General features: G+C 28.9%; 12 protein-coding genes. 9 read left to right on the forward strand and 3 right to left on the reverse strand.

Features of this window, described 5'->3' with window-relative positions; translation table 11 throughout:
- Positions 1-207 precede the first annotated feature (207 nt).
- The 5 genes from Q0649_RS15165 to Q0649_RS15185 all read left to right on the forward strand — a co-directional run bounded on the left by Q0649_RS15165 (position 208) and on the right by Q0649_RS15185 (position 5,040).
- Complete coding sequence (locus Q0649_RS15165; RefSeq protein WP_298843856.1) at positions 208-1,782, forward strand: transglutaminase domain-containing protein; 1,575 nt, start codon at positions 208-210, stop codon at positions 1,780-1,782.
- A 217-nt stretch (positions 1,783-1,999) separates the two neighbouring features.
- On the forward strand, positions 2,000-2,404 hold the full coding sequence (locus Q0649_RS15170; protein ID WP_298843859.1) for a hypothetical protein: 405 nt from the start codon (positions 2,000-2,002) through the stop codon (positions 2,402-2,404).
- 358 nt (positions 2,405-2,762) lie between these two features.
- Positions 2,763-3,905, forward strand: coding sequence for an aldo/keto reductase (locus tag Q0649_RS15175; RefSeq protein ID WP_298843863.1), 1,143 nt, complete (start codon positions 2,763-2,765; stop codon positions 3,903-3,905).
- Positions 3,906-4,082: 177 nt separating this feature from the next.
- Positions 4,083-4,562, forward strand: coding sequence for an ankyrin repeat domain-containing protein (locus Q0649_RS15180; RefSeq protein WP_298843864.1), 480 nt, complete (start codon positions 4,083-4,085; stop codon positions 4,560-4,562).
- A 91-nt stretch (positions 4,563-4,653) separates the two neighbouring features.
- Positions 4,654-5,040, forward strand: a complete 387-nt coding sequence (locus tag Q0649_RS15185) for a DUF1523 domain-containing protein (protein WP_298843866.1) — start codon at positions 4,654-4,656, stop codon at positions 5,038-5,040.
- Positions 5,041-5,062: 22 nt separating this feature from the next.
- Here the strand turns inward: Q0649_RS15185 and crcB (Q0649_RS15190) are convergent, their stop codons facing one another.
- Genes crcB (Q0649_RS15190) through Q0649_RS15200 form a run of 3 tightly spaced genes read right to left on the reverse strand, consistent with a single transcriptional unit; the run spans position 5,063 to position 6,690 of the window.
- Positions 5,063-5,416: a fluoride efflux transporter CrcB gene (gene crcB, locus Q0649_RS15190; protein WP_298843867.1), complete on the reverse strand. Its 354-nt coding sequence runs from the start codon at positions 5,414-5,416 to the stop codon at positions 5,063-5,065.
- Positions 5,417-5,440: 24 nt separating this feature from the next.
- Entirely contained in the window at positions 5,441-5,860 is a 420-nt protein-coding gene (gene crcB / locus Q0649_RS15195) for a fluoride efflux transporter CrcB (protein ID WP_298843870.1), read from the reverse strand.
- A 26-nt stretch (positions 5,861-5,886) separates the two neighbouring features.
- The gene (locus Q0649_RS15200; RefSeq protein ID WP_298843873.1) at positions 5,887-6,690 is read right to left on the reverse strand and encodes a lipopolysaccharide assembly protein LapB; all 804 of its coding nucleotides are present in this window, start codon (positions 6,688-6,690) and stop codon (positions 5,887-5,889) included.
- Between the two features lie 492 nt (positions 6,691-7,182).
- Here Q0649_RS15200 and Q0649_RS15205 point away from each other — a divergent pair, with 492 nt between their 5' ends.
- From Q0649_RS15205 to Q0649_RS15220, 4 genes are all read left to right on the forward strand, one after another.
- On the forward strand, positions 7,183-8,355 hold the full coding sequence (locus tag Q0649_RS15205; RefSeq protein ID WP_298843876.1) for an NlpC/P60 family protein: 1,173 nt from the start codon (positions 7,183-7,185) through the stop codon (positions 8,353-8,355).
- Between the two features lie 225 nt (positions 8,356-8,580).
- Complete coding sequence (locus Q0649_RS15210; RefSeq protein WP_298843879.1) at positions 8,581-8,733, forward strand: hypothetical protein; 153 nt, start codon at positions 8,581-8,583, stop codon at positions 8,731-8,733.
- A gap of 44 nt (positions 8,734-8,777) precedes the next feature.
- Entirely contained in the window at positions 8,778-9,281 is a 504-nt protein-coding gene (locus tag Q0649_RS15215) for an ATP-binding cassette domain-containing protein (protein ID WP_298843881.1), read from the forward strand.
- Between the two features lie 176 nt (positions 9,282-9,457).
- A partial coding sequence (locus Q0649_RS15220) for a pyruvate kinase (protein ID WP_298843884.1) occupies positions 9,458-9,576 on the forward strand: 119 nt, incomplete at its 3' end.

Here is a 9,576-nt window from a genome sequence, read left to right on the forward strand (position 1 = left end):
ATCTACAATTATAGCACATTATTATAAATATAACTTTTATTAGAAATATTATATTTTAATATTATAAGTTATAATTTATTATGATATAATTGTAATAAATTTATAAAAAGTAAAAAGTTCTTACTATATAAAGTTTTAAGTTTAAGGGGTAGTGGAACATACCCTTGTTTTATAGGAGAGTTATCATCTAGAGTAGGGGGAGATTATGTGAAAAAGTTTAAAAAAATAAGCCAAATATTATTGTCTTTAATTATAGTGTTAGGCGTATCGGTTTCAAGTATAAGTCCATTAGTTTATGCAAATCAAGAAAAAAGTAAAACTACAACAGGTTCGGTTTATCTAATTGGAGGTAGTAAACTAAAGGGCAATAATTATATTCGCAATTTTAGTACTGCTTATTCGTCAATACCAATGAATAAAGCCGCAGCTGTTGCAACATATAAGGTTACTACTGCTAATGAATTTGAAGCAAAATTAAATTATGCCATAGCTAATAGAGCAACTGGGGTGAATATTAGTTATACAGGGCCTAAAATTGCTAGTGATACTATAAGCTTCATCCAAAATACTGTTTTAAAAGTAATTAAAACAGCAGGTAATGATTACGAAAAGAATTTATTAGATTATTACACTTACAGCATCACAGACTTTGGTAATAATAAATTTGATGTGAATTACACATTTTCGTACTTAGAAACTGATAATCAGGAAAATCAGGTAAAGGCAAAGGTTAAAGAGGTGTTAGGACAAATAATAACACCTAATATGACTGAAGCTCAAAAGGTAAAGGCTATAAACGCTTATATATGCAAAAAATTAACTTATGATACTTCACTTACTAATTTTTCTGCTTATGCGGGCTTACTCGGAAGTGGTAAGACGGTATGCCAAGGGTATGCATTGCTAGCATATAGAATGCTAACAGATGCAGGGCTAAAGGCTAGAATGATAACAGGAACTGCAGATAATGGTTTTGAAAGTGAAAGTCATGCTTGGGATATGGTAATAGTAGGAGGAAGTTGGTATCACCTAGATACGACTTGGAATGACCCTTTACCAGATGTGAATGGAAGAGTAATGGAAACTTATTCTTTACGTAGTGATGCAGAAATGAGGCTAAATCATACTTGGGACAAGACATTGTTTCCAGTAGCTTCTAAGAAATATACAATTACTAATAATACCAAGATGCCTATAGCATTACCAGTACCAATTTTGTCAGTAGCTCAAATAACGGTAGTTAACAATTCAGTTTATAATGACTATGTTAATGTAACTGGATTAATAAAAGGTGATGTAGTAAGAGTTTATAGTGGTAATGGCAAGACTTTACTAGGAACTGCAAGTGCAATTGTTACTATGTCTAAAGCCGGTGTTGTAAACACTAAAATAAAGCCATATGTTAATATAAAACTTAAAGCTCAACTCAGTGAAACAGTTACAGCAATTAAAGTAACTGTAACTAACAGTAGCAAAAAAACAAGTAAGGCTGTATCTAAAACTTATCCCAAAGTGCAGAGGAGTTTAAGTTTGATTCCTCGTTACCTATCAGTTGCAAAGAGCAAAGTATGTGTAAAAGGATTATTAGCAGGAGATATAGTTAATGTGTATTCTGTAAATCCTGCCTCAACAAAAGGTGCAAGAGCAATATCTAGGGCAACTGTAGTTAAAGGATATTCGTATTTATTTGCTGCATTTAATACTAAAGCAAGCAAGCTTTATGTGACTAGAACCTCTGTGAATAAAATACAATCAGTTGCAATTATGATAAAAAGCAAATAAAAGAATCTATATAAGATAGATCCATAATTTAAATAATTATATGCTCCTCTTTAAGTAGACAGATTTTAAAAATTTGTTAAAAGAAAGAGGGGTATTTTTATGTCTAAAAATATTTAGAGCAAATAACCACTCAATTGAATATTAATGATAGTAAAGAAAATAAAACAATAATTGAAATAACAAACAGAACCTAAAAACTTGAAATAAGGAGGTATCGATGATGGGAAAAATAATTGAGTGGAAAAAAGAAGAGGAAGTTAACAATAGAATTACAGAAAATATCGAAGAAGTTGAAGAATTTGAAGAAGTTAATGAAATTGATGAAAATGAAGACAGTGAAGAGGATTCTTTGTTAGTTATTCATCAATTCGTTGAAACTTATTATGAGGAGGAGCAAGAAGAAATTCATCCTTATGAATTAAATGGTTTTGAATTAGGTTTAATTTCATATCTTAATCTTTTAGAGAAAGGATTATTACCAAACATTATTAAGAATATTAATGTTCTAGCTGTTAATAAATTTGATAGAATTGCAAAATTGTTTCCAGAAGTTGATATTCCACAAGAATTTTATATTGGGTTTCTTAAGGGGTTCTGTAGCATTTATGACAAGTATATGTAGTCATTAGTAATGGACACAATGAAAAACAAGTCTTACATTATTAATGTCAGACTTGTTTTTATTTAGTTGGTTTTTCTACAGATGCAGCAAGACATTCATCAATAACATCCTTACTAATAACAAATTTATTTCCATTATTCATTGAGCTCACACTCCCTTCGTAATATATAAATAATATCATAACTATGTTAAAAGGATATTAAGATAATATTAAGATTAAGAAAATTTTATTTTTATTTGAAATTGTAAAACAGATACATTGGTCCAAGCATTATGTTATAATATTGCATATAAAACAAACTACAAAATGTTATAAATATCGATTAAATTTTATTGCTCATTTAAGGGAGGAATTATAATGTTGTATAGAAAGTTTGGAAAGACAAATGAAATGGTTTCAGCTTTGGGTTTTGGGTGTATGAGGCTTCCAATTTTGCCAGGAGGAGATCAATCTAAAATAGATTATGATAAAGCAACAAAGCTTGTACGCTTTGCAATAGATGAAGGCGTAAATTACATAGATACTGCTTATCCGTACCATGGAACAGGTATGGGCGGTGGAGGAGCAAGTGAACTATTTGTGGCAAAGGCCTTGAAAGATGGCTATAGAGAGAAAGTAAAACTTGCTACAAAACTTCCTAGTTGGCTTATAAAAACAAGAGAAGACATGGATAAATACTTAAATGAACAATTACAGAGACTTGAGACAGATAGCATAGATTTTTATCTAATACATGCTCTTAATGCTGATACCTGGGCTGTGCTTAAAAATCTTGGGATATCTGAGTTTTTAGATTCAGCGATAAAAGATGGAAGAATAAAATATGCAGGATTTTCATTCCATGATAAACTTCCTATTTTTAAAGAAATAGTAGATTATTATGATTGGTCATTTTGTCAAATTCAATATAACTATTTAGATGAGAATTTTCAAGCTGGAACAGAAGGCTTAAAATATGCATCTAAAAAGGGACTCGGAGTTACAATTATGGAACCACTTAGAGGAGGAAAACTCGCAGCTAATCTTCCAAAAGAGGCTCTTGATGTTTTTGATAAAGCAGAAATTAAAAGAACACCAGTAGATTGGGCTTTAAGTTGGGTTTGGAACCATCCTGAAGTATCAGTTGTTTTAAGTGGAATGAATGAAATGAATCAAATAGTAGAAAATATAAAAACGGCAAGTGAAGTCAAGGTTAATTCATTAACAGATGAAGAATTAAAGATAGTTATCAAGGCTAAAACTGTTATTGAGGAAAAAGTAAAAGTTAGTTGTACAGCTTGTGAGTATTGTATGCCATGTCCAGCTGGTGTAAATATTCCTAAAAATTTCACTTTCTATAATAATCATTTTATGTTTGACAAAGAGGAGAATTATTCCTTAGCTGTTCCACAAAAGGAAAGAGCATCAAACTGCGTAGAGTGTGGTAAATGTGAAACCCATTGTCCTCAAGGCATTTCAATTAGAGAAGAATTAAAGAATGTTAAATCATTATTTGAATAAATATAAGAAATTAATACTGACAGATCATAATTAGATTATGATCTGTCAGTATTTTTACTTTATGGCTATTTAAAAAAAGTTTATTTACAATAGAGGAATTTAAGTGGAAAAAGAGAACTAGTTAAAACAATCAATTTTACAAATAATGGTTGAGATATGGACGGAGGAATACAAAATATGAAAAAGATAATAATGGTATTATTAAGCGGTTTTATCATAGTATCTTTGATGTTCATAATAATATATGAAAATAATAGAAAAATAAATTATAAAAACAATAGTCAAACATCAGCAGTTATAAATCAAGAAAAAATATTTACATCAATAAAAGATAATGATATTGAATCGGTAAAAAAATTAATCCAAAAGGGTGTAAAAATTAATTATAAAGATAGTGGTGGAGAAACTGCACTAGAGCATGCAGTTAAAACGGATAATAAGGATATTGTGAAATATTTAATTGGTAAAGGTGCAGATGTAAATACTATAGATGATCAAAAGAGTACTCCTTTATCCGTGATCAAAAGTGAGGGTATGATGAATTTATTATTAAGTAAAGGTGCTAATGCAAGCACTATGGTTTTTGCTGGTGATGGTGAAATAGATGAAACAGCCATAGAGGTAGCAAAATATATAGTTGCAATAATACCTGATTAAAATACAAAAAAATTATAAAGTATATGTTCTAATATTTAGAAAAAGGAATAATATTTGTAGTGGATGGAGTTAATAAAATAAAGGAGATTTTATGAAAAAAAATATTTCTTATCTATTTAGAAGAAATAGAACTTTTTCTAGATTTAAAATTAGAAAAGCAATAATTATTTTTTTTGTAATAGTTGGTATAATTATATTTTTTCCGCATTTTTTTAGAAGTACTTATGTAGTAACGATTGAGAGTAAACGGATAATACAAAATGAAAACAAGACTACTTATTTAATTTATACGGAACTTCAAAATGGTGATATAAGGATATTTAGAAATGATAACAGCCTACTAGAATTTAAAATATCATCGGAAGATATGTATTGGGGACTTAGAATTAATCAAAAATATGAAATTAAAGCGTATGGACTTAGTATACCTTTATTATCATCATATCAAAACATTGTAAAAGCTAAAGGGGTAAAATAGCGTGCTATCTTATCCCTCCGTTTTATAAACTACCTAGTTTGCTTCCTATTTCATAACCTATAGTTCCAAGTATTAATGTACATAAAATATATATAAAAGCATTCAGTTTTTCTTTTTCTTGAAATAGATTAAAGCCCTCATACATAAAAGTTGAAAAAGTTGTGTATGCACCTAGGAAACCATCTCCAATTAGTAGCATAATATTACTACTTACTCCAATTGTGCTTACAAACCCAAGCAAAAGGGCACCTGTAATATTAATTATAAAAGTACCTATTGGAAAAGAGCGTTTTGATTTTTCACTTATAAATTTACCAAGGCTGTACCTAACCAAACTTCCGGCGGCTCCACCGATTGCAACTAACACATATGTCATGAAATAAACCTCCTATGGATAAATCTAGCCTACATCACTAGGGCTATTCTTATTACTTATAAAAATTGAAACTACTTCTCTTGCAACTATTACTCCAAAGTAAGCTGCAGCAAGTCCGAACATTGCTGAGAAGCCAATATAGGATATAGAAGAATAATAGTCTCCTTGCTTCATAAGATTTACAGTTTCTTTGCAAAGTGTAGAAAAAGTTGTGAAGGCCCCCAAAAATCCAGTAGCAATTCCTAGTCTTATATCAGCATCGATCACATAAATTTCATATGCGACTGTTAGTATAAGTGATAATAGGAAAGTACCAGAAATATTTATTAACAATGTGTTTATTGGTATAACTTCTTTATAATGATAAATATGTATATTTTTTATAAAATATCTTAATATAGCCCCTAGCATTCCACCTATGGCTATAAATATGTACTTTCTCATATTTTTTAATTACTCCTTTTCCAAATCTATTTTATTGAGTTTTCAACTTCAGTTATTTTAGTTTCTATCTCTTCTTTGGATATGGCGCTCAAGAATGTAAAATTGCACTTTAGGGCTTCTTTTAAATTTAAAAGTGCCTCTTCAGGTTTATTTAATTTTATTAGAGTAGATGCATAGTAATAATATGCTGATGAAAAAGAAGGCTTATTTATCATTAATTCTTCATATATTTTTAAAGATTTATCATACTCACCTAACATATAATAATTAGTTCCTAAATTATCCAATATGCCTGCATTTGATGAATTAAATTTATAGCCTTCAAGATTCATATCTAGAGCTTTAGTATAATCATTTTCTAAAATTAAAAAATAGCCTAGATTCTGATATATAACAGTAGTTTTATATTTTTTATATAAGTCCATAAGTAAACTAACTGCTCCGTCAATATTATCTCTTTTCCAAAAGACAATAGACATATTAAGCTTTATATTAATTTCATCATCAGAAGTTAATTTTCGTTTCGAAAGCTGATTCAATAGTTTTTCTGATTGATCTAAATCACCTCTTAGTAACAAATTATATATGTAGTATAATTTTATTTTAATTGGTGAGCCCTTTATATTATAGGCCATTTTAAAGTATTTATAAGCTTGATCAATTTTGCCTCTTTTATATTTATTGCTACCAATATAATAAATAATTGTTGCAAAATTTGTAAGCAATAAATATAAAATAATAAAAGTAAAAGCTAATAATTTATTTATTACTACGAAAATAAATAATGCTAAGATGAAAGCTATAATATTCATATATTTTTTTAAATTCATATTGTAACACCTTCTTATTTTGTTTTTATTATAACTCGAAGAAGCAGTATATTGCAATAAACTGTTTATAATACCAAAATATATGTTAAGGTCATTAGCCTAAAAGAAATGATATTATGTAATTTAAGATTAAAAGATTAAAAGATTAAAAGATTAAAAGATTAAAAGTTAAGAATAATGTCAAATAAAAGATGACGAAAAACATATTAATTCAATGAAACATATGGTAATATATAACAGATAAGAAAGCAAAACATTTCTTTTTTATAAAAAGAATTTAATTACTTAGGTGTGAGTTTAAATATTAATAATACAAAAAAAATCTTGTAAAATATAGAGTTATAAACTTTATATAACAAATTAACAGATGAAATGGCAAATTCTTACTTTACAAATTTTAATATTTTGTGTAGAATAGTACTTATGTTTTAACAATATAAATATTAAATTATAATATATTGAAAAATAAAATTATTTGTGGGAGATGGGGACTTGAACAAAAAAATTATTTCAACAATGATGGCACTTACTTTAACTATGAGCATTGGATACACTAGTGTATATGCAGATACAGCATCAGATAAGGTGAAAATTCAACAGGTTCAAACTCAAAGAAGTAGCCTTGAAAGCAAAGTAGAGATGATGGATAGTCAAATCGAAAAAATAATGTCAAAAATGAGTAATAATGAAAAAAACATTAAGGTTACACAAAATAATATCAAAGTAACAAAAATAAATATTGCAAAAGCAGAGAACGATATCAAAGCAGAAAAAATACTTTTTGATAAAAGAATGAGAGTAATGTATATGAATGGAACATCAAGTTACATAGACATTATACTAGACTCAAAGGGAATAGAAAATTTTATATCTAGATTAGAAGATGTAAAAACAATAATAACCTATGATCAAAATATTATTAATGATTTGAAAGCAAAAGAGGAAGCAATTAATGTAAAGAAAGTAGCATTAGACACTGCAAATGCAAAGTTGTTAACTCTAAGAGATGAAAATAAAAGTACATTAAGTGCTTTAACTAAGCAAAAATCACAACAAAATGTATTGGTTGCACAATTATCTGCTCAGGAAAACAAGCTTACAGCACAATTAGTTGCAGACCAAGCGGCTGCAGCAAAACAAGTAGCTTTAGCAAAACAAGCAGTTATAGATGCAAAAAATGCGACTGAAGCAAGACAAGCTGTTGCAGCAAGACAATATGCGTCAGCAAATCAAGTTGCAGTAAAACAAGTTGTACAAAGTCAATCAACAAGTGTGGCTCCAAGTATAACTCCATCTAGAGGTGGTTCAGCACCTTCAGGAGCTTCAGCTAATGCATTATTATCATATGCATCACAATTTCTTGGCGTTCCTTATGTTTGGGGCGGGACAAGCCCTTCAGGGTTTGATTGCTCAGGATTCACACAATATGTATTCGCACATTTTGGAGTAAATTTACCAAGAGTTTCAGAAGCTCAACAAAATGTAGGTACTCTTATATCTAGAGGAAATCTTCAACCAGGCGATTTAGTGTTTTTTGGATCACCAGCTCATCATGTAGGAATATATGTTGGGAATGGTAACATGATAAATGCACCTCACACAGGAGCTGTACTTAGAATTCAATCACTAAATAGTGACTTCACATATGGACGTAGAGTAAGATAAAAAGAGTCTAAACATTTTTATTAATCAATAATTCATCTAGAAAAGCATCTATATTAGTTTATAGATGCTTTTTTAGTACTTAATAAAAGAAGTGTGGGTTGATTGTATACGAATATCGTATATAACACATATAAAACATATATTATTAATATGGAGTACCCTATGCTATAATCATATTCGCATGGAAGAGAACATGTAATACTTTTTATATTGGAGTGAAGATTTTTGTTTAAACTTTTTAAGTTTTTAAAGCCATATAGGAAAGAATGTATTTTAGGACCCACTTTTAAGCTTATTGAAGCATTACTAGAACTTTTGCTTCCAACACTTATGGCACTTATTATAAATAACGGTGTAAATCAGCTCCAACTTTCATAAATTTAATTCCAAGATTTTATGATGTTACTAAAGGTGAAATAATAATAAACGGAATAAATGTTAAAAATTATTCTTTAAAAAAACTTAGAAGTAAAATTAGCATGGTACCACAAAAATCGGTGCTGTTTACTGGTAGCATTTCAGATAATATTTGCTGGGAAAAGAAAAATGCCTCGCAAGAGGAAATCATAGATGCGGCAAAAACAGCTCAAGCTGATGAGTTTATAAAAGAGTTACCAGATGGCTATAATAGACAGCTGCTTACGATAGCAAGAGTAATGCTTGTTAACGCGCCTATGTTAATTTTGGATGATGCTACAAGTAATATAGACACAATAACTGAACTTAAAATACAAAAGGCATTTATTAAAATGTTAAAAGGGAGAACCAGTTTTATTATAGCTCATAGGCTTTCCACAATAAAAGAATCAGATATAATTTTGGTAATGGATAATGGTAATATTGTTCAAAGTGGAACCCATGATGAATTATTAGAAAAAGGTGGGCAATATTCACGACTTTATAACAGTCAGTTTGCTACTGTTTAATGGACAGACTATTCTTAACTTTGTTAAGGTACTTTAAGATATATGGTTATTTAATGGTATAATTGAATAAAACTCGGATTATGGAAGATTGCCATAATTAGACGAAAAGGATATAATAAGTTAACAGAATATAAAATTAATTAAGAAGACTTAAAATAGTAAAGGGGATATTGATTATGCAAAGAACAAAAATGATTTTCACAATAGGTCCTGCTAGTGATAGTAAAAGTATATTAAGACAACTTATGGAAATAGGAATGAATGTTACTAGACTTAATTTTTCACATGGTACACA

Origin of the sequence: uncultured Clostridium sp., from assembly GCF_937920395.1 — a bacterium.
GTDB lineage: Bacteria > Bacillota > Clostridia > Clostridiales > Clostridiaceae > Clostridium_AD.